Source organism: Paracoccus sp. MA (assembly GCF_020990385.1).
Lineage (GTDB): Bacteria > Pseudomonadota > Alphaproteobacteria > Rhodobacterales > Rhodobacteraceae > Paracoccus.
On sequence record NZ_CP087598.1, the window covers coordinates 44353 to 61983 of the forward strand.

General features: G+C 70.9%; 16 protein-coding genes. 9 read left to right on the top strand and 7 right to left on the bottom strand.

Annotated elements, in window-relative coordinates:
* Positions 1-22: 22 nt before the first annotated feature.
* From lspA to LOS78_RS07230, 4 genes are read right to left on the bottom strand one after another with little or no spacing between them, the layout of a single operon-like run.
* Positions 23-706, bottom strand: coding sequence for a signal peptidase II (gene lspA, locus LOS78_RS07215; protein WP_371824718.1), 684 nt, complete (start codon positions 704-706; stop codon positions 23-25).
* Positions 706-2295, bottom strand: a complete 1590-nt coding sequence (purH, locus tag LOS78_RS07220; RefSeq protein WP_028711642.1) for a bifunctional phosphoribosylaminoimidazolecarboxamide formyltransferase/IMP cyclohydrolase — start codon at positions 2293-2295, stop codon at positions 706-708. Before purH ends, lspA begins: the two co-directional genes overlap by 1 nt.
* Positions 2296-2334: 39 nt before the next feature.
* Positions 2335-3984, bottom strand: a complete 1650-nt coding sequence (locus LOS78_RS07225) for a heparinase II/III family protein (protein ID WP_036697291.1) — start codon at positions 3982-3984, stop codon at positions 2335-2337.
* Between the two features lie 30 nt (positions 3985-4014).
* Positions 4015-5244: an RsmB/NOP family class I SAM-dependent RNA methyltransferase gene (locus LOS78_RS07230; protein WP_230377822.1), complete on the bottom strand. Its 1230-nt coding sequence runs from the start codon at positions 5242-5244 to the stop codon at positions 4015-4017.
* Between the two features lie 96 nt (positions 5245-5340).
* Here LOS78_RS07230 and LOS78_RS07235 point away from each other — a divergent pair, with 96 nt between their 5' ends.
* From LOS78_RS07235 to LOS78_RS07260, 6 genes are all read left to right on the top strand, one after another.
* The gene (locus LOS78_RS07235) at positions 5341-5529 is read left to right on the top strand and encodes a DUF1674 domain-containing protein (protein WP_028711645.1); all 189 of its coding nucleotides are present in this window, start codon (positions 5341-5343) and stop codon (positions 5527-5529) included.
* Between the two features lie 158 nt (positions 5530-5687).
* Positions 5688-6869 carry an efflux RND transporter periplasmic adaptor subunit gene (locus LOS78_RS07240; protein ID WP_028711646.1) on the top strand — a complete coding sequence of 394 codons (1182 nt, stop codon included), beginning with the start codon at positions 5688-5690 and terminating at the stop codon, positions 6867-6869.
* A gap of 3 nt (positions 6870-6872) precedes the next feature.
* Complete coding sequence (locus LOS78_RS07245) at positions 6873-9971, top strand: efflux RND transporter permease subunit (protein WP_028711647.1); 3099 nt, start codon at positions 6873-6875, stop codon at positions 9969-9971.
* Entirely contained in the window at positions 9968-11011 is a 1044-nt protein-coding gene (gene selD, locus LOS78_RS07250; protein ID WP_230377823.1) for a selenide, water dikinase SelD, read from the top strand. The genes LOS78_RS07245 and selD overlap by 4 nt, the downstream gene beginning before the upstream one ends.
* A gap of 94 nt (positions 11012-11105) precedes the next feature.
* A complete protein-coding gene (locus tag LOS78_RS07255) occupies positions 11106-11462 on the top strand; it encodes a hypothetical protein (protein WP_028711649.1) in 357 nt (118 codons plus the stop codon).
* A gap of 63 nt (positions 11463-11525) precedes the next feature.
* Complete coding sequence (locus LOS78_RS07260; protein ID WP_230377824.1) at positions 11526-11945, top strand: PaaI family thioesterase; 420 nt, start codon at positions 11526-11528, stop codon at positions 11943-11945.
* Here LOS78_RS07260 and LOS78_RS07265 read toward each other — a convergent pair whose 3' ends face one another.
* Positions 11946-12641: a fumarylacetoacetate hydrolase family protein gene (locus LOS78_RS07265; protein WP_230377825.1), complete on the bottom strand. Its 696-nt coding sequence runs from the start codon at positions 12639-12641 to the stop codon at positions 11946-11948.
* A 113-nt stretch (positions 12642-12754) separates the two neighbouring features.
* On the opposite strand from LOS78_RS07265, the gene LOS78_RS07270 reads away from it, so the two are divergent.
* The 3 genes from LOS78_RS07270 to LOS78_RS07280 are packed head-to-tail and all read left to right on the top strand — an operon-like array spanning position 12755 to position 15707.
* The gene (locus tag LOS78_RS07270) at positions 12755-13408 is read left to right on the top strand and encodes a protein-L-isoaspartate O-methyltransferase (RefSeq protein ID WP_028711652.1); all 654 of its coding nucleotides are present in this window, start codon (positions 12755-12757) and stop codon (positions 13406-13408) included.
* A 23-nt stretch (positions 13409-13431) separates the two neighbouring features.
* On the top strand, positions 13432-14826 hold the full coding sequence (locus LOS78_RS07275; protein WP_230377826.1) for a TolC family outer membrane protein: 1395 nt from the start codon (positions 13432-13434) through the stop codon (positions 14824-14826).
* Positions 14827-14852: 26 nt separating this feature from the next.
* Positions 14853-15707, top strand: a complete 855-nt coding sequence (locus tag LOS78_RS07280) for a hypothetical protein (protein ID WP_230377827.1) — start codon at positions 14853-14855, stop codon at positions 15705-15707.
* A 77-nt stretch (positions 15708-15784) separates the two neighbouring features.
* Here LOS78_RS07280 and LOS78_RS07285 read toward each other — a convergent pair whose 3' ends face one another.
* Positions 15785-16945 (bottom strand): LysM peptidoglycan-binding domain-containing protein, encoded by a 1161-nt coding sequence (locus LOS78_RS07285; protein ID WP_230377828.1) that lies wholly within the window; start codon positions 16943-16945, stop codon positions 15785-15787.
* Positions 16946-16976: 31 nt separating this feature from the next.
* Entirely contained in the window at positions 16977-17627 is a 651-nt protein-coding gene (locus tag LOS78_RS07290) for a protein-L-isoaspartate(D-aspartate) O-methyltransferase (protein ID WP_028711656.1), read from the bottom strand.
* Between the last annotated feature and the right edge of the window lie 4 nt (positions 17628-17631).

The window sequence follows — 17631 nt, forward strand, 5'->3', positions numbered from 1 at the left end:
TCACGTTCTTCTGGCGCCGTTCTTAGCGCGTATTGCCGGCCTCGTCACGGGTCTTGTCGTCCAAAGCCAGCTGGCCCTGCGCCTCGGGACGCGGCTGCGGCTCGGACGCGCGGGGTTTTGCCGACCGGGGCCGCGACGGGCTCTTGCGCCGCTTCGTCGGCGTCTTCCTTTCCGGCGGCAGCAGCACCAGCCCCATCGCGCCCAGGAAGATGGCGATATCCGCCACGTTGAAGCTGTAGGGGTTGCGCCAGCCGGGCAGCGACATGTTCAGGAAATCCGCCACCGCGCCATAGACCAGCCGATCCACGACATTGCCCAGCGCGCCGCCGATCAGCAGCCCGGCCGAGACCTGCGCAAAGCGCGTCGGCTTGGCGCGGCCGATCCAGACCGCCACCCACAGGCAGACCGCCAGGGCAATGCCGATCAGCACCCAGCGCATCACCTCGACGTCGCTGGCGAACAGGCCGAAATTCATGCCCTGGTTCCAGGCCATGCGCAGGTTCAGCCAGGGGTCGAGCAGGTCGATCTCGCGCACCCGGTCCAGCCGCATGACATGCACGACCAGATATTTCAGCGCCTGATCCAGCAGGAAGATCAGCCCGGCCGTCAGCAGGACCGGCCGCCAGACCCGCGGCGGCGGCTTTTTCGCGCGCCGCCGGGGGGCCGCCGGGCTTTTCCGCGGCTTGGGGGTCGCGGTCTCGGCCATCAGTGCCGGAAATGCCGCTGGCCGGTAAAGACCATGGCCAGGCCCAGGCGGTCGGCGGCCGCGATCACCTCGTCGTCGCGCATCGAGCCGCCGGGCTGGATCACCGCCCGCGCGCCCGCCGCCGCCAGCGCCTCGACCCCGTCGGCGAAGGGGAAGAAGGCATCCGAGGCGACCGAGGAGCCGATGGTCAGCGCCTGCGCCAGGCCCAGCGCCTCGGCCATGTCCTCGGACTTGCGCTTGCCGATGCGGGTCGAATCGACGCGGCTCATCTGGCCGGCGCCGATGCCGACCGTCGCCAGCTCGCGCGCATAGACGATGGCGTTCGACTTCACATGCTTGGCCACGGTCCAGGCGAAAAGCAGGTCGGCCAGTTCCTGGTCGGTCGGCTGGCGTTTCGTCACCACCTTCAGGTCGGCGGGCAGGATCACGCCGTTGTCGCGGCCCTGCACCAGGAAGCCGCCGGCGACCTGGCGGAAGGCCAGGCCCGGCGCCCGGGGATCGGGCAGCCCGCCGGTGGTCAGCAGGCGCAGGTTCTTCTTGGCGGCGAAGATCTGCTTCGCCTCGTCACTGGCCTCGGGGGCGATGACCACCTCGGTGAAGATCTCGGTGATCGCCTGCGCCGTCTCGGCGTCGAGCGTGGTGTTCAGCGCGATGATGCCGCCGAAGGCCGAGGTGCGGTCGCAGTCGAAGGCGCGCCGATAGGCATCGACGGCGCTGTCGCCGCGGGCCACGCCGCAGGGATTGGCGTGCTTGATGATCGCCACCGCCGGGCCCTCGGCCGGGTCGAACTCGGCCACCAGCTCGAAGGCCGCGTCGGTGTCGTTGATGTTGTTGTAGCTGAGCTCCTTGCCCTGCCATTGCCGTGCCGTGGCGACGCCCGGGCGGTCCGAGCCGTCCTTGTAGAAGGCGGCGGACTGGTGCGGGTTCTCGCCGTAGCGCAGGGTCTGCGCCAAGGTGCCCGAGAAGCTGCGGCGGCGCGGCGTTTCCTCGCCGATGGCCTGCGCCATCCAGGTCGAGACCGCGGCGTCATAGGCGGCGGTGCGGGCATAGGCGATCTGCGCCTGCCGCTGGCGGAAGGCATAGGTCGTGGTGTCGTCGTTGGCGTCGAGTTCCGCCAGCACGGCAGCGTAATCCTGCACGTCCACCACCACGGTCACGAAGGCGTGGTTCTTGGACGCCGCGCGGATCATCGCCGGGCCGCCGATGTCGATATTCTCGATGCAATCGTCATAGGCCGCGCCCTTGGCCACCGTCGCCTCGAACGGGTAGAGGTTCACGACCAGCAGGTCGATCATGCCGATCCGGTGCGATTTCGCAGCGGCCATGTGCTCTTCGTTGTCGCGCAGCGCCAGCAGGCCGCCATGCACCACCGGATGCAGGGTCTTGACCCGGCCGTCCATCATTTCCGGAAAGCCGGTCACCTCGGCCACGTCCACCACGCTCAGCCCGGCCTCGCGCAGCGCCTTGGCGGTGCCGCCCGTCGACAGGATCTCGACGCCCCGCGCCGAAAGCGCCCGCGCGAAGTCGATCAGCCCGGTCTTGTCGGAAACGGAAATCAGCGCGCGCTTCAGCGGAATGCGGTCGGTCATCGGTCGGGGCCCCGTGCGGTGGATGGCGGATTTGGCCCGTCACCTACCCCCGGAACGCGCCAAGGTCCAGCCGATCTGGATGGCGCGGCCCTGCAGATGGGCGGAAATCACCATCTGGCGCGAGGGGCGCGGCTCGGCCAGCGCCCGATCGAGCAGGCAGGACGCCTCGAGCCGCAGCTGGCCCACGCCGTCATGGGCAAAGAGCCATTCATCGCCGGTGGGCAGGGTCAGCCGGATCTCCTGCCCCTGCTGGCGGGCCTGGATCTCGGGGTGCAGGTGGAAGCGGATGTCGAAGGCCAGCCCTTCGTCAGGGCGGATCTGGTCCAGCCGCGCCTGGGCGCTGGCATCCAGCGCCGCCAGCGAATCCTCGCCCCTCAGGCCCATGCCGTCGGGATCGAGCCAGAGCTCGCGTAGATGCGTCAGCCCGTGGCTGGCCAGCCAGCCGTCATGGCCGGCCAGCAGATGCGCCGGTTCCGGGGAATGCACCGGGCCGCAATCCGGCGCGGTCAGGTTGCCCAGGGCGTCGCAATCCCCGGCCCAGACCAGGTCGGGACGCTCGGTCAGGATGTCGGGCTCGCCCTCCTGCCGGTTCGGGTTCAGCCGCGAGGACGAAAGGCCGGCCAGGCACAGCGCCGAATGGCAGGGCGTGGCGCGGCTGGCCTTGGCCCAGAGCGGGCCGAAACCGTCGCCGGGGCCGCAATTCACGATCAGCGGCTGGCGCGCCACGGTCAGCTCGAAGGCCAGGGTCGAGGCATGGGCGCGGACCGCCGCCGGACCGCCGGGCGGCGGCGCGGCATCCAGGATCAGCGTGCTGCGCGCCCGCGCCATGCGGGCAAAGCCCATGGCCAGCCCGCCGACCGGCAGGGCCGGCCCTTCCGCCGCGCGCAGGCAGCGGTCGAGCCGCCCGGCCGCGCCGCGCCCGCCGCCGTGGAAACAGGGCAGCGCCCCGTCGGCATGGCGCAGCGCCCGCAGGATCGGCGCGATGGCGGCGATGATGGCGGGCAGTTCGGGGGGCAAGTCCAGCCCCGCCTCCTCCGCGACCTCCCGCGCCCAGACCAGCAGCGCCATGGCTTCCAGCAGCGCCTCGGGCGAACGGGCCTCGGACAGGGTGTCGATGCCCATGGCATCGGCTTCCTCGGCCAGGGCGATCAGCGCCGGCGCCGCCATGGTCTGGCGGTCGCGCAGCGACATGGCGCCGATGGCGAGCCCGGCCAGCGCCTCGAGCCGGCACAGCCCGTCCTCGCTGTCATACCAGCTGTCGCGCAGATGGTTCAGGTGCTGGTCGAGGGCGCGGAAATACGGCCCCGCCCCGTCGCGGTCGAGACCCGGCAGGATCATCCCGGCATGGAAGATCCAGCGCAGCACCCGCCGCCCGGCGACCTCGGGCATCCATTCCGGCGTGCCGGCCACGGGCTCGCGATGGCGGCGCAGCCAGCGCAGGACGTGGTCCTGGGCGATGGCGCGGGCCCGCGGCGTGCCGACGGCGGCCAGGTCGTCGAGCCAGCCGAAGCCGTGCAGCTCGGCCGCCACCGTGGGCGGCAGGTCGGCAGCGAAGAAATCGCCCGACAGGGTGATGCCGCCCAGATGCAGCGTGCCGTCGACGATCTGCTCGCCGCGACCGGGATGGCCGATGGCCTTGGGTTCGGGGCGGCGCAGGAATCCCCGGGGCGCGACGGTGCTATCGGTCATGGACAACGCATTGACTTAGGACGCACAACCTTAGGTCCGCCCAACGGTTTTCCGCAAGCGCGCGATGAAGAACCCGTCCATACCGCCGCGTTCCGGCCACAGGTCCGGGCGCAGCCGCAAACCGCCCTGCGGGGTGATCCAGCCCGGCTCGATGCCCGCGGCCTGCGGCGGCTCGACCGTCAGGCCGGGATGGCGGGCCAGCGCGGCGGCGAACTGATCCTCGCCCTCGGCCGGCAGCAGCGAGCAGGTGGCATAGACCAGCCGGCCGCCGGGCTTGAGCAGCGTGAGCGCGTGGTCGATCAGCCGCGCCTGCAATCCGGTCAGCTCGGCCAGCCCCGCGCCGTCGCGGATGCGCGGCAGTTCCGGGTGGCGGCGGATGGTGCCGGTGGCCGAGCAGGGGGCATCCAGCAGCACCGCGTCCAGCGGCTGGTCGGGCCGCCAGTCCAGCGCATCCGCCGCGACCAGCCGGGCGGAAAGCCGGCAGCGGGAAAGGTTCTCGGCCACGCGGGCGAGGCGCGGCTCGGAAATGTCCAGCGCCGTGACCTCGGCCCCGGCGGCGGCGAGTTGCAGCGTCTTGCCGCCCGGCGCCGCGCAAAGATCGGCGATGCGCTCGCCCGGACGCGGGTCGAGCAGCCGCGCCGCCAGCGCCGCGGCGGCGTCCTGCACCCACCATTCACCCGCCTCATAGCCCGGCAGGGCCGAGACCTGGGTGCCGGCGGGCAGCCGGTGCGAACCGGTGGGCAGCGCCTCGCCCGGGCAATCCGCGCCCTTCGGCGTCAGGTCGAGGGGCGCGCCGGCCTCATGCGCGGCCTCGATGGCGCGGGCGACCTCCTCGCCCCAGGCGGCGACGATGGGGCCGCGCAGCCAGGGCGGCAGCTTCTGCGGCGAAAGCCGCGCCCAGGGCTCGGCCGCGCCGGCGATCTTGCGCAGCACCGCGTTCACCATGCCGGCGGCGGCCTGGCCCTTTTGCCCCGAGGCGCGGGCCAGCGCCACGGCGGCATTGACCGCGCCATGCGGCGCCTCGGCCAGCGCCAGCATCTCGACGGTGGCGAGGCGCAGGATGCGCATGATCTCGGGGCGCGGGCGGCGGGCCAGCATCGGCGCCAGCAGCAGGTCGGCGCGGCCCTCGCGCCGCAGCACCTCCAGCGCCAGGCGGCGGGCGCGAGCGCGGTCGGGGGGCGGCAGGCGCTCGGTCAGCGCGGCGGCCTCGTCCAGCGTCGCGCCTTCGTCGACCGCGGCCAGCAGGCGCAGGGCGCCCATGCGTGCCGCATCCTTGACCGTTCTGCCGCGTGACTTGTCCAAAGCCTGCCCCTTGCCTAGATTGGCTTGGTCTAGCGCGAAGCAGGGGAAACCGCCATGACCGACCGCAAGGATCTGCCGCCCGCCGATCTTCCGCCCGCCGCGCAGCGCGCGCTGGCCGAGGCCGAGGAGCGCCGCCGCAAGGCAAAGCCGCTGGACCTGCCGGTCGAACTGGGCGGCCGCGACGGGCCCGAGCCGGTGCGCTACGGCGATTACGAGAAAAAGGGCATCTGCGTCGATTTCTGAGCCGCCGCGCCCGCGCGCGCAGCCGCACGAGTATCTGCAGAACCGAGAAGACCGGGCCTGCTGGCGAATCCGTGATCGGCGATGCCTGCCCCGTTTACTTGCCATTGGGGTTTGCCGTCTAAAGAATGCGCCAACCATCAAACCGCAAGGAACGGCAGATGACCTCCGGGCAGGGGATTTTGAGATGCGCGGCGCTGGCGCTGCTTCTGGCGGCACAGCCATGGGGACAGGCAGCGGCCCAGGAGGGGGCCGGGCGACGCGGATCGCAGGGCCCGACCGAGGTCGGCGTGATGACCACCGCCGAGGAGGACGTGCCCTATACCGTCACCCTGCCCGGCCGCGCCATCGCCTACCAGCAGACCGGTATCCGGCCGCAGGTCGGCGGCGAAGTGCTTGAAATCGCCTATGATCCCGGCAAGCCCGTCAAGGCGGGCGACGTGCTGTTCCGGCTGGACCCCGAGACGCTGGCCGCGGCGCTTTCCGCGGCCGAGGCCGCGGTGGCGGGGGCCGAGGCCAGCCTGACCCAGGCGCAGAACACCGTCACCCGCTATCGCCGGCTGGAAGGCTCGGGCGTCTCGGCGGTGGAGCGGGCCAATGCCGAGGTGGCGCTGAAACAGGCCGAGGCGGACCTGAAATCGGCGGAAGCCGCGCGGGACGCGGCGCGGCTGTCGCTGCAGCGGACCGAGATCAAGAGCCCGCTGGACGGCATGGCGGATGTCGCGGCGGTCTCGGTCGGGGATCTGGTGACGGCGAACCAGTCCGAATCGCTGACCACCATCACCCAGCTCGACCCGATCTATGTCGATGTCTCGGAATCCAGCGCCCGCATGCTGCGCAACCGGGCGCGCATCACGGCCGGCCAGCTGGTGGTCAACGGCGGCGTGCAGACCCAGCTGATCCTGGAGACCGGCGAGGAATATCGCGGCGAGGGGCGCATCGTCAGCCCCGGCATCGCCGTGTCGCCCACCACCGGCACCGTGCCGATCCGGCTGCGATTCGACAATCCCGACGGGATGATCCTGCCCGGCCAATTCCTGCGCGTGAAGCTGACGCTGGGCACCACCCGCGCCGTGCTGGTGCCGCAGCGCGCCACCAGCCGCGCCTCGGACGGCACGCTGACCGCCTTCGTCGCCCGCGACGGCAAGGCCCAGCAGGTCACGCTGAGCGAGCAGGGCAGCTATCGCAACAGCTGGATCGTCACCCAGGGCATCAGCCCGGGCGAGCAGCTGATCCTGGACGGGCTGGAGAACCTGCGCGCCGGCACCGAGGTCACCACCGTTCCCGTCACCATCGACGCCCAGGGCGTCGTGCGCGAGGCCAACGGGCGCGGGGAAGGCTAGGCCATGGCGCGCTTCTTCATTCACCGCCCGGTCTTTGCCTGGGTGCTGGCCATCGTGACCATGCTGATCGGCGGCTGGTCGCTGATCAACCTGCCGGTCTCGCAATATCCCGACATCGCGCCGACCACGATCCGGATCACCTCCAGCTATTCGGGGGCGACGGCGCGGGCGGTGCAGAATTCGGTGACCACGCCGATCGAGGACGCGCTGACCGGGCTGGAGGGGCTGCTCTACACCGTGTCCTCCTCCTCGACCGGGCGCAGCGTCATCACCCTGACCTTCGACGACAGCGCCGACCCGGTCGATGCGCTGAACGAGGTGCAGTCCAAGGTCCGCTCGGTCGAAAGCCGCCTGCCCGGCCCGGTGCAAAGCAACGGCGTCTCGGTCACCCGCTCGTCCTCGTCGATCCTGATGGTGGGCTCGCTGGTCTCGACCACCGGGCAGCATTCCACCATCGAGCTGGGCAACCTGCTGGAGCAGGTGGTCGAGGGCCCGGTCAAGCGCACCGAGGGCGTGGGCGGGGTCGATGTCTTCGGCTCGGGCTATGCCATGCGGATCTGGATGGACCCGCTGCGGCTGGCGCAGTTCCAGCTGACCCCCACCGACCTGACCACCGCCGTGGCGCAGCAGAACAGCACCGTCTCGGTCGGGGCGCTGGGCGAGCAGCCGGTGGTGGCGGGCCAGCAGTTCACCGCCAACATCACCGCGCAAAGCCAGCTGACCTCGGTCGAGGATTTCCGCAACATCCTGCTCAAGACCGGCGAGGACGGCGCCGCCGTGCGGCTGGGCGACGTGGCCGAGGTCGAGATCGGCCAGACCCGCTATGGCCGCGATTCGCGCTTCAACGGCATGAACGCTTCGGGCTTCGCGGTGAACCTGGCCACCGGCGCCAATGCGGTCGAGACGGCGAATGCCGTGCGCGCCACGCTGGAGGGGCTGAAGAACGCCCTGCCCGAAGGGGTCGAGGTGCATATCGCCTATGACACCGCGCCTTTCGTCGAGCTGTCGATCGAGAAGGTCTATCACACGCTGGTCGAGGCCATCGCGCTGGTCTTCCTGGTGATCCTGCTGTTCCTGCAGAACTGGCGGGCGACGCTGATCCCGATCATCGCCATCCCGGTGGTGCTGCTCGGCACCTTCGGCATGCTGGCGGCGCTGGGCTATTCGGTCAACACCCTGACCATGTTCGCCATGGTGCTGGCCATCGGCCTGCTGGTGGACGACGCCATCGTCGTGGTCGAGAACGTCGAGCGGGTGATGGAGGAGGACCGGCTCGGCCCGGTCGAGGCCACGGAAAAGAGCATGGGCCAGATCAGCGGCGCGCTGATCGGCATCGCGCTGGTCCTGTCGGCGGTGTTCCTGCCCATGGGCTTCATGCCCGGCTCGACCGGGGTGATCTATCGCCAGTTCTCGGTCACCATCATCACCGCCATGGTGCTGTCCCTGCTGGTGGCGCTGATCCTGACGCCGGCCATGTGCGCCAGCCTCTTGCGGCAAAGCCACGGCCCGGCGCGCTTCGCCCCGGCCCGCTGGTTCAATGCCGGCTTCGACCGGGTGACGCGCGGCTATTCCGCCACCGTGCGCCGCAGCCTGCGCCGGCCGATGCTGGTCATGCTGCTGCTGGCCGCGATCAGCTACGGCGCGACCGATCTCTTCGGCCGCATGCACACCACCTTCATCCCCGGCGAGGACCAGGGCGTGCTGCAATCGCGCATCTCGCTGACCGAGGGCTCGACCGCGCAGCAGACCGCCGCCGTGGTGCAGGAGATCGAGGACTACATGCTGACCGAGGAAAAGGCGGCGGTGGATTCGGTCTTCGTCGCCATGGGCTTCGGCTTTTCCGGCACCTCGCAAAGCCGGGCCATGGTCTTCGTCAAGCTGCGCGATTTCGACCAGCGCAAGGACCCCGCGCTTTCGGCCAGCGCCGTCGCCTCGCGCGCCAACGAGCGGTTCCAGAACCACCGGGCGGGCCGCATCACCTTCCTGCAGCCGCCGGCGATTCCCCGGCTGGGCAATGCAGCGGGGTTCAGCATGTTCCTGCTGGACCAGACCGGCGGCGGAACCGAGGCGCTGACCCAGGCCGCCAAGGCGCTGGAACAGGCCGCGGCCGAGGACCCGCGCCTGCAGAGCGTCGAAAGCAGCGGCACCGAGACCGAGGCCGCGCTGAGGATCGATATCGACCAGCAGAAGGCGGAAAGCTTCGGCGTCAGCCTGTCGGGGGTGAACGCCATGCTCTCGACCATCTTCGCCGGGACCGAGGTGAACGATTTCGCGCTTGGCGCGCAGCTGCGCCCGGTGATTGTGCAGGCCGCGGCGGCGAACCGCATGCAGCCCGAGGACGTGGACAGCTGGTATGCCCGCAATTCCGACGGCGAGATGGTGCCCTTCACCGCCTTCATGACCACCCGCTGGGAGCCGGTCGAGCCCAGCCTGTCGCGCATGGACGGCATCGACGCCATCGAGGTCACCGGCCAGCAGAGCGACAGCGCCAGCTCGGGCGAGGCGATGGCGGCCATGGAGGAGCTGGTGGCGCAGCTGCCCGGCGGCTATGGCACCGCCTGGACCGGGCTGTCCTATCAGGAGCGGCAGTCGGGCAACCAGGCGCCCTGGCTTTTCGCCCTGTCCGCGCTGGTGGTGTTCCTGTCGCTGGCGGCGCTTTACGAAAGCTGGTCGATCCCGTTCTCGGTCATGCTGGCGGTGCCGGTGGGGGTGCTGGGCGCGGTGGTGGCGGCGCTGACCTTCGGCCAGGCCAATGACGTCTATTTCAAGGTCGGCATCCTGACCACCATCGGCCTTGCCGCCAAGAACGCCATCCTGATCGTCGAATTCGCCCGCGACCTGGAACGGTCCGGCCGCGCCACCGTCGCGGCGGCGGTCGAGGCGGCGCGGCTGCGGCTGCGGCCGATCCTGATGACCTCGCTGGCCTTCATCCTGGGCGTGCTGCCGCTGGCCATCGCCACCGGGGCGGGGGCGGCGGCGCAGAACTCGATCGGCATCGGGGTGATGGGCGGCATGATCGCCGCGACCTTCCTCGGCATCTTCATGGTCCCGGCATTCTACGTTACCGTGCGCCGGCTGACCGACAGGAGAGCCCGGACATGAACGACCAACCCCGACTGACCTCGCTGGCGCATGGCGGCGGCTGCGGCTGCAAGCTGGCGCCCTCGGTTCTGCGCGAACTCTTGGCCGATCAGCCCATGGCGCAGGCGTTCCCGCAATTGCTGGTCGGGACCGAGACCTCGGACGACGCGGCGGTGTATCAGGTGGACGACAACACCTGCGTCATCGCCACCACCGATTTCTTCATGCCGATGGTGGACGATCCGCGCGCCTTCGGCCGCATCGCCGCGACGAATGCGATTTCCGACATCTACGCCATGGGCGGGCGGCCGATCATGGCGCTGGCGATCCTGGGCATGCCCATCGACAAGCTGGCGCCGGACCAGATCCGCGAGATCCTGGAGGGCGGACGCGAGATCTGCCATCAGGCCGGCATCCCGGTCGCCGGCGGCCATTCCATCGACGCGCCCGAGCCGATCTATGGCCTGGCGGTGATCGGCCTCTGCCACCCGTCCGAGCTGCGCCGCAATGCCGATGCGCGGCCGGGCGACGCGCTGATCCTGACCAAGGGGCTGGGCGTCGGCATCTATTCCGCCGCCATCAAGAAGGGCGCCCTGGACCAGGCCGGCATCGACGAGATGGTCGCCTCGGCCACCACGCTGAACAGGGTCGGCGCTGATCTGGCGAAACGGGCCGATGTGCATGCCATCACCGACGTGACCGGCTTCGGCATCCTGGGCCACGGGCTGGAGATCGCCCGCGGCGCCGGGCTGCGCCTGCGGCTGGAGCAGGCGGCGCTGCCGCTTCTGTCGCGCGCGGCGGCGCTGGCCGAGGCGGGATTCGTCACCGGCGCCTCGCTGCGGAACTGGACCGCCTATGGCGCCGAGGTGGCGCTGCCCGAGGGGCTGCCCGATTGGCGTCGCCACCTGCTGACCGATCCGCAGACCTCGGGCGGGCTGCTGGTCGCCGTGGCCCCCGAGGCGGCCGAGGAGGTTCTGGCGCAGATTCGCGCCGCCGGTCATCCGCTGGCCGCCGTGGTCGGGCATTGCGCGGCGGGCGAGCCGGGAATCGCCGTCGCCTGACGGTTCTTTGGGTATTTGAGGGGCAAAGAAGTCCGGCCGGGGGCAGGAACCGCCGCCGCCAGCCGGCGTTGGGCCGGCAGGAGGATGCAGCCCCATGTCGCAGATTTCCCTGATCCGTATCGCCGTGCTGGGCCTGACGCTGGCCTGGCCGGCCCTGCCGGTATCGGCCCAGACCGCCCCCGCCGGGGATGAAAAGCCGGCCCAGGCCGTCGCCGGGGCCGGCGAATGCCCGCCCGCCGCGACCCAGGCAGAACCGGCCACGCCCGAGACGGCCTCGGCCGACGGCACGGCGCCGGCCAATTCCGGCTCGACCGGCTGGACCGGCGGCACCGGCGGATCGCTGATCGGCACCAACCCGTCCGGCGCGAATCACGCCACCAAAACCTGGCAGCCCGCCACCGCCCGCGGCCTCGATCTGGCGGGGCGGCCGGAACCGGCCCCGGCCTGCTGAGACGGCGGGGCGATTGACGCCGCCCCCCTCGCCGCCGAAGATGCGGGCAAAAGGGGGACCGCCTTGGACGACAGCCCGATTTCCGCCTCGATCGAGGCGCATTCGCCCTATTCCGAATCACTGGGGATGGAGGTGGTCGCCGCGACGCGCGACGCGGTCGTGCTGCGCATGCCGGTGACCCGGGCGCTGACCAACCGCAACGGCGTGCTGCATGGCGGCGCGATCATGAGCCTGGCCGATCATGCCGCCGGCACCGCCACCCATCTGCGGCTGCCGCCGGGCGCCGCGACCACGACGCTGGAAAGCAAGACCAATTTCCTGCGCCCGATCCGATTGGGCGACGTGGCCGAGGCGCGGCCCGCGGCCCTGCATCTGGGCCGCACCACCATGGTCTGGCAGACCACGATCACCCGCCGGGACGGCAAGGTGGCGGCCGTCGTCACCCAGACCCAGCTGGTGCTGGAATGGAAGGATCCCGACTGATCACTCGGCCGGGTCGATGGCCAGAACCACCTCGGCCAGTCCCTCGACCCCGCCCTGCAGCCGGTCGCCCGCCCCGACCGCGCCGACCCCGGCCGGCGTGCCGGTCATGATCAGGTCGCCCGGCGCAAGGTGGTAGTAATGCGACAGGTCGGCGATCAGCTCGGGGATGGACCAGACCATGTCCGAGATCCGCGCCTCCTGCCGCACCGTGCCGTTCACCTGCAAATGGATGCGCTGCGCCGCCGGGGCGAAGTCCCGCGCCGGGGTCAGGGCCGAGAGCACCGCCGCGCCCTCGAAATTCTTGCCGAGATCCCAGGGCCGTCGCTTGTCCTTGGCCGCGGCCTGCAGGTCCCGCCGGGTCATGTCGAGCCCCGAGCCATAGCCCCAGACCGCCGCCATCGCCTGCCCGGCCCCGATGCGGAAGGCCGGGGCGCCCAGGGCGACGACCAGCTCGATCTCGTGATGCAGGTCGCGCGTGCCGGGCGGATAGGCCAGGGTCGCGCCGCTTTGTCGCACCGCATGGGCGGATTTGAGGAAATAGAACGGCGCCTCGCGATCCACCTCGCTGCCCATCTCGGCGGCATGGGCGGCATAGTTGCGGCCGACGCAAAAGATGCGGTTCACGGGAAACCGGGCCTGCTGCCCGATCACGGGCAGGGCGGCGGGCGGCGGCGGGGGAAACAGGAATTCGGCCATGCCGCGACCCTGCCACGGCAACACCGTCGCGGCAAGCGTGCCGGCCGCCGTTGCCCGCCCCGGATTTTCGTGGCAAGAGAGCACAAAGCCAACCGAGAGCAGGGTTCGCACAGATGACCGATTTCGCGCAACGCCGCACCATGATGGTCGATACCCAGGTTCGCCCGAACGAAGTGACCAGTTATCCCGTGATCGAGGCGATGCTGAGCGTCCCGCGCGAGCAGTTCGTTCCGGAGTCGCGCCGGGACGTCGCCTATGTCGGCAACAATATCGACCTTGTCCCCGGCCGCGTGCTGCTCGAGCCGCGCACGCTGGGCAAGATGATGGACGTGCTGAACCTGCAGACCAGCGACCTGGTGCTGGATGTGGGCTGCGGCTACGGCTATTCCGCCGCCGTCATGGCCCGCATCGCCGAGGCCGTCGTCGCCGTCGAGGAGGATGCCGCCATGGCCGCCGAGGCAGAGAGCCGGCTGGCCGCGCAGGACGTCTTCAACGTCGCCGTGATCCAGGGCCCGCTGGCCGAGGGCTGCGCCGGCCAGGCCCCCTATGACGCCATCCTGATCGAGGGCGCGGTCGAGCAGGTCCCCGACGCGCTGGTCGACCAGCTGCGCGAGGGCGGCCGCATCGTCGCCCTGTTCCGCGAGAACAACCTGGGCACCGTCCGCCTCGGCCACAAGCTGGACGGGCGGGTGAACTGGCGCTTTGCCTTCAACGCCGCCGCGCCGATCCTGCCGGGCTTTGCGCGCCCGCGGGGCTTCGCCTTGTGACTGCCGACAGGAAAGGCCATGGGATGTTTCGCAGAACGCTGAGAACCCTGCGCCGCCCGCTGATCGCGGCGCTGCTCGCGGGGGTGACGGCCCTGCCGGCAAGCGCCGAGACCCTGGCCGACGCCATGGTCGCGGCCTATCGCCATTCGGCATTGCTGGACCAGAACCGCGCCGTGCTGCGCGCTGCGGACGAGGACGCGGCCACGGCGCTGGCCCAGCTGCGCCCGGTCGTGCAATGGATCGCCGAGCACGGCTTCCAGAAGATCGAGGGCAATATCGGCCGCTCGACCAGCATCGGGCTGCAGGCGCAGGTCACGCTTTACGACTGGGGCCGCAACGCCATCGCCATCGACGCCGCCAAGGAGACCGTTCTGGCCACCCGCGCCGCGCTGGTCGGGGTCGAGCAGGACGTGCTTCTGGGCGCGGTGCAGGCCTATCTGGACGTGCGCAGCGCCACCGAGCAGGTCGACCTGCAGGCCAATTCCGTACGGGTGATCGGCCAGGAACAGCAGGCCGCCTCGGACCGGTTCGAGGTGGGCGAGATCACCCAGACCGACGTGTCGCAGGCCGATGCCGCCCTGGCAGCCGCCCGGGCCAGCCTGGCCGCGGCGCAGGGCAATCTGGAAATCGCCCGCGAAAGCTATCGCGCCGCGACCGGCCGGGCGCCGGGCACCTTGGCCCCGCCGCCGCCCACGCCGGCGCTGCCCGCCTCGCTGGAGGCTGCGCGCCAGATCGGCCAGCGCAGCCACCCGGCGATTCGCCAGGCGCAGCGCCTGGCCGCCGCCGCCGAGCTGGGCGTGGCCGCCGCCGCCGCCGAGCGCAATCCGACGCTGACCGGCCAGGCCAGCATCGGCCGGTCGCGCGAGCTGTCGGCGCAGACGGGCCTCGAGGGGACCCGCGACAGCCTTGGCGCCTCGCTGAGCCTCTCGCAGACGATCTATTCCGGCGGACGCCTGCCCTCGGCGCATCGCAAGGCCATGGCGCGGCGGGACGAGGCGCGGGGCGCGCTGCTGCATGTCTCGCGCCAGGTCGACGAGGCGGTCGGCAGGGCCTGGGCGGGAATCGACGTGGCGAGGGCGCAGATTCGCGCCATCGACGAGCAGATCGTCGCCGCGCAGCAGGCCTATGAAGGCGTGCGAGAGGAGGCGACGCTGGGCGCGCGCACCACTCTGGACGTGCTGGATGCCGAACAATCGCTGCTCGAGGCGCGGGCCGACAAGATTTCGGCCGAGGCCAATCTGCAATTAGCACATTATCAACTTCTGGCTGCTATGGGTTTGTTGACGGTGGAAAACCTGAAACTGGGGATACCGACCTATGACCCATCGGCCTATTACAACGCGGTGCAGGACGCACCCTATACCAGCAGGCAGGGCGAAAGCCTCGACCGCGTGTTGCGCGCGATCGGCAGGGACTGACGCCGCCCTCGATCCGGGGGCGCATCATGCAGCATGAAATGATGCGCCATCCGAACCCGCCCCCCGGGTCGGACAATGTCGGCGACGTGCTGGCCTCGATCCGCCGGCTCATCGCGCAGGATGAGGTGGGCTGCCGCATCCCGAATCAGACGCTGAACACGCCGCCGCCCGCGGATGGCCCGCCGGAGGCGCGGATCGCGCCGGTCTTGGCCGGGCAGTCCGCATCCCCGGCGCGAATCACCCCCCTGGTGCTGGACAGCAGCACGCTGGTCGCGCGCGCCCCGGCGCAATCGGCCGAGGCCGGGCAGCCCCGGGCCGATGCAGACCGGTCCGATCCGGAACCGCAGGCGGCCGACGAGGAATCCCTGCCGTTCGGCGACTGGCTGCGCGAGCCGCCGCAAGAGGCGGCAGGCGAACCGCATCCCAAACAGCCCGAGGCCCGCCCCGAAAAGGGCGCCGACGCAGAGCCGGCCCCGCCCGAGGCGGCGGAGGCTGAAGCGGCTGAGCCCGAAGCCCCCTTGCTGATGAGCTGGCCGGAGCCAGCGCAGACCCAACCCTTTGGCCCTTCGCTGGAAGAGCCTTCCCTTCCCACCGTGCAAATGGAGGAAACCATGCTGCATGCAAATGCTTCCGTGACCCCGATCAACCCCGCTGCCGAGGCGCAGGCCGCCGAGGCCATCGCCCGCGACTCGGGCGAGCCGCATCTCTTCGCGCCGCAGGAAAAGGACGCGCAAAAGGGCACGCATCTGCGCGGCATGATCCGCGAGGCGATCCGGCAGGAGCTGCAGGGCGAGATCGGCAACCGTCTCAGCCGCAACCTGCAGCAGATGATCCGCCACGAGATCGAGCTGGCCCTGCGCCAGATGTGCGAACAGGACTGATCCGCGCGCCCGCGACCGGCCGGCGCCATGCCCCTGCATCGCGGCCGGCGGGTTCCGCGGCGGAAGCCCGGCTCGTCCTAGTTCAGGTATCTCTCGGGATCGACGCTGTCGAAACCGTTGCGGACCTCGAAATGGACGACGCCCTGGCTGCGGGTCTTGCCCAGGGGGGTGCCGGCGCTGACCGCCTGGCCCTTGCTGACGGCCACATCGTCCAGCCCGGCATAGACGGTCATCAGATTGCCGTCGTGCCGCACCACGATGATCGGCACCTGGTCGGTGTCGCGGGTGATCGCGGCGACCGTCCCGCTGCCGGCGGCCGAAACCGTGCTGCCCGGCGCCGCCGAGATGTCGATGCCGTCATTCCTGCCCTTTTGATAGGGGCGGATGATGGCACCGTCGGCGGGCATGCGGAACCTGCCGCTGCCCGAGGCGGCGGTGCGGGTCTTGCCCAGATCGGGGCTGGCCGGCTTGTCCACCGGGCTGGCGACGGGTTTCGTCTGCTCGTTCGGCAGCGGCTGGGCCGAAGAGGGCGGGCGCGGCGTCGGGCTGCCGCTGCCCGGCGCGGTGACGACCGCCGTGGCCGACGGGGCCTGTCCGGCGACCGGGATCAGCAGGCGCTGGCCGGTGCGCAGGGCCATGTTCTGCGACAGACCGTTCCACTGCGCCAGATCGTTGGCCGAGACGTTGTATTTGCGGGCGATGGACCAGGCCGTCTCTCCGGCCGCGACGACATGCTGCCTGGGCTGGCTCGACGCCGGCAGCGTGGTGCTGGTCACCGCCCCCGCCCCGGCCGGGGGCACGTCCGGCTGCCTGATGCCCTGGCCGGCAAAGGGATCGCTGACCTGCCCGGTAGAGGAGGCGACCGCCGCCGGGGCGCCGCCCGCGACCCGGCGCGGCAGCGCGACCACCGCGCCCGGGTTCAGCACGGTATTGGCGCCGATGGCGTTGTGGCTGGCCAGTTCGGCCGCATTCAGGCCCAGCCGGGCGGCGATGGTGGCCACGGTGTCGCCCTGCCGCGCAATGGCGACCTGATAGCCGGGATAGGAGATCACCCCGCGCTGGTCCGGGGCCGGGCGGGGCTGGGCGCGTGCCGCCGCCCCGGCGGTGTCCAGCCCGCCGCCGCCCCAGCCGCGCAGGTCGGGGTCGAAATTGCTGAAATCCAGGCCGCCCTGCGGCCCGCAGGACGCCAGAATCGCCGCGGCGCCGGCGGCCATGGCCAACTGCCTGATCTTGATCATCTGCCCGTTCCTCACTCTGGACGGCCGGGGGTCATGTCTGTCCCAACCCCTCGACCAGCGGCACGAAGCGCACCTGCCGCAATTCGTCATAGTCAAAGCCGTTTTCGCCGCGGCGCACGCGGATCAGCGTCTGCACCGCATCCGACTGCCCGACCGGCACCACCATGATACCGCCGATCTTCAACTGCGCCAAGAGCGGGCCCGGAGGATCCTCGGCCGCCGCCGTCACCATGATGCGATCGAAGGGCGCCTGCTCGGGCAGCCCGCGCGAGCCGTCCGCGACCAGCGCGGTGATGTTGGTCAGGCCCAGGTCGCGGAACAGCGCCTCGGCCTCGGCCACCAGCCGGCGGTGGCGGTCGATGGTATAGACCCGCCGGCAGAGCAGCGACAGGACCGCCGCCTGGTAGCCCGAGCCGGTGCCGATCTCCAGCACCTTGTCGCGCGGCCCGACCTCCAGCGCCTGGGTCATCAGCCCCACCACCGAGGGCTGGCTGATGGTCTGGCCGCAGGGGATGGGCAGCGGCGTGTCGTCATAGGCGCGATCCTCGAAATGGCCGCGGACGAATTCGCCGCGGTCGATGCGCTCCATCGCCTCGAGCACGCGCGGATCGGTGACCCCGCGCTGCCGCAGCGCGAACAGGAAGCGCATCTTGCGTTCGGCCGTCTCGGGATCGTCGCTCATGCCC

Coding starts and splice junctions, on each gene's coding strand:
- lspA (WP_371824718.1), bottom strand. CDS start 706: ATGGCCGAGACCGCGACCCCCAAGCCGCGGAAAAGCCCGGCGGCCCCC.
- purH (WP_028711642.1), bottom strand. CDS start 2,295: ATGACCGACCGCATTCCGCTGAAGCGCGCGCTGATTTCCGTTTCCGAC.
- LOS78_RS07225 (WP_036697291.1), bottom strand. CDS start 3,984: ATGACCGATAGCACCGTCGCGCCCCGGGGATTCCTGCGCCGCCCCGAA.
- LOS78_RS07230 (WP_230377822.1), bottom strand. CDS start 5,244: ATGGGCGCCCTGCGCCTGCTGGCCGCGGTCGACGAAGGCGCGACGCTG.
- LOS78_RS07235 (WP_028711645.1), top strand. CDS start 5,341: ATGACCGACCGCAAGGATCTGCCGCCCGCCGATCTTCCGCCCGCCGCG.
- LOS78_RS07240 (WP_028711646.1), top strand. CDS start 5,688: ATGACCTCCGGGCAGGGGATTTTGAGATGCGCGGCGCTGGCGCTGCTT.
- LOS78_RS07245 (WP_028711647.1), top strand. CDS start 6,873: ATGGCGCGCTTCTTCATTCACCGCCCGGTCTTTGCCTGGGTGCTGGCC.
- selD (WP_230377823.1), top strand. CDS start 9,968: ATGAACGACCAACCCCGACTGACCTCGCTGGCGCATGGCGGCGGCTGC.
- LOS78_RS07255 (WP_028711649.1), top strand. CDS start 11,106: ATGTCGCAGATTTCCCTGATCCGTATCGCCGTGCTGGGCCTGACGCTG.
- LOS78_RS07265 (WP_230377825.1), bottom strand. CDS start 12,641: ATGGCCGAATTCCTGTTTCCCCCGCCGCCGCCCGCCGCCCTGCCCGTG.
- LOS78_RS07270 (WP_028711652.1), top strand. CDS start 12,755: ATGACCGATTTCGCGCAACGCCGCACCATGATGGTCGATACCCAGGTT.
- LOS78_RS07275 (WP_230377826.1), top strand. CDS start 13,432: ATGTTTCGCAGAACGCTGAGAACCCTGCGCCGCCCGCTGATCGCGGCG.
- LOS78_RS07280 (WP_230377827.1), top strand. CDS start 14,853: ATGCAGCATGAAATGATGCGCCATCCGAACCCGCCCCCCGGGTCGGAC.
- LOS78_RS07285 (WP_230377828.1), bottom strand. CDS start 16,945: ATGATCAAGATCAGGCAGTTGGCCATGGCCGCCGGCGCCGCGGCGATT.
- LOS78_RS07290 (WP_028711656.1), bottom strand. CDS start 17,627: ATGAGCGACGATCCCGAGACGGCCGAACGCAAGATGCGCTTCCTGTTC.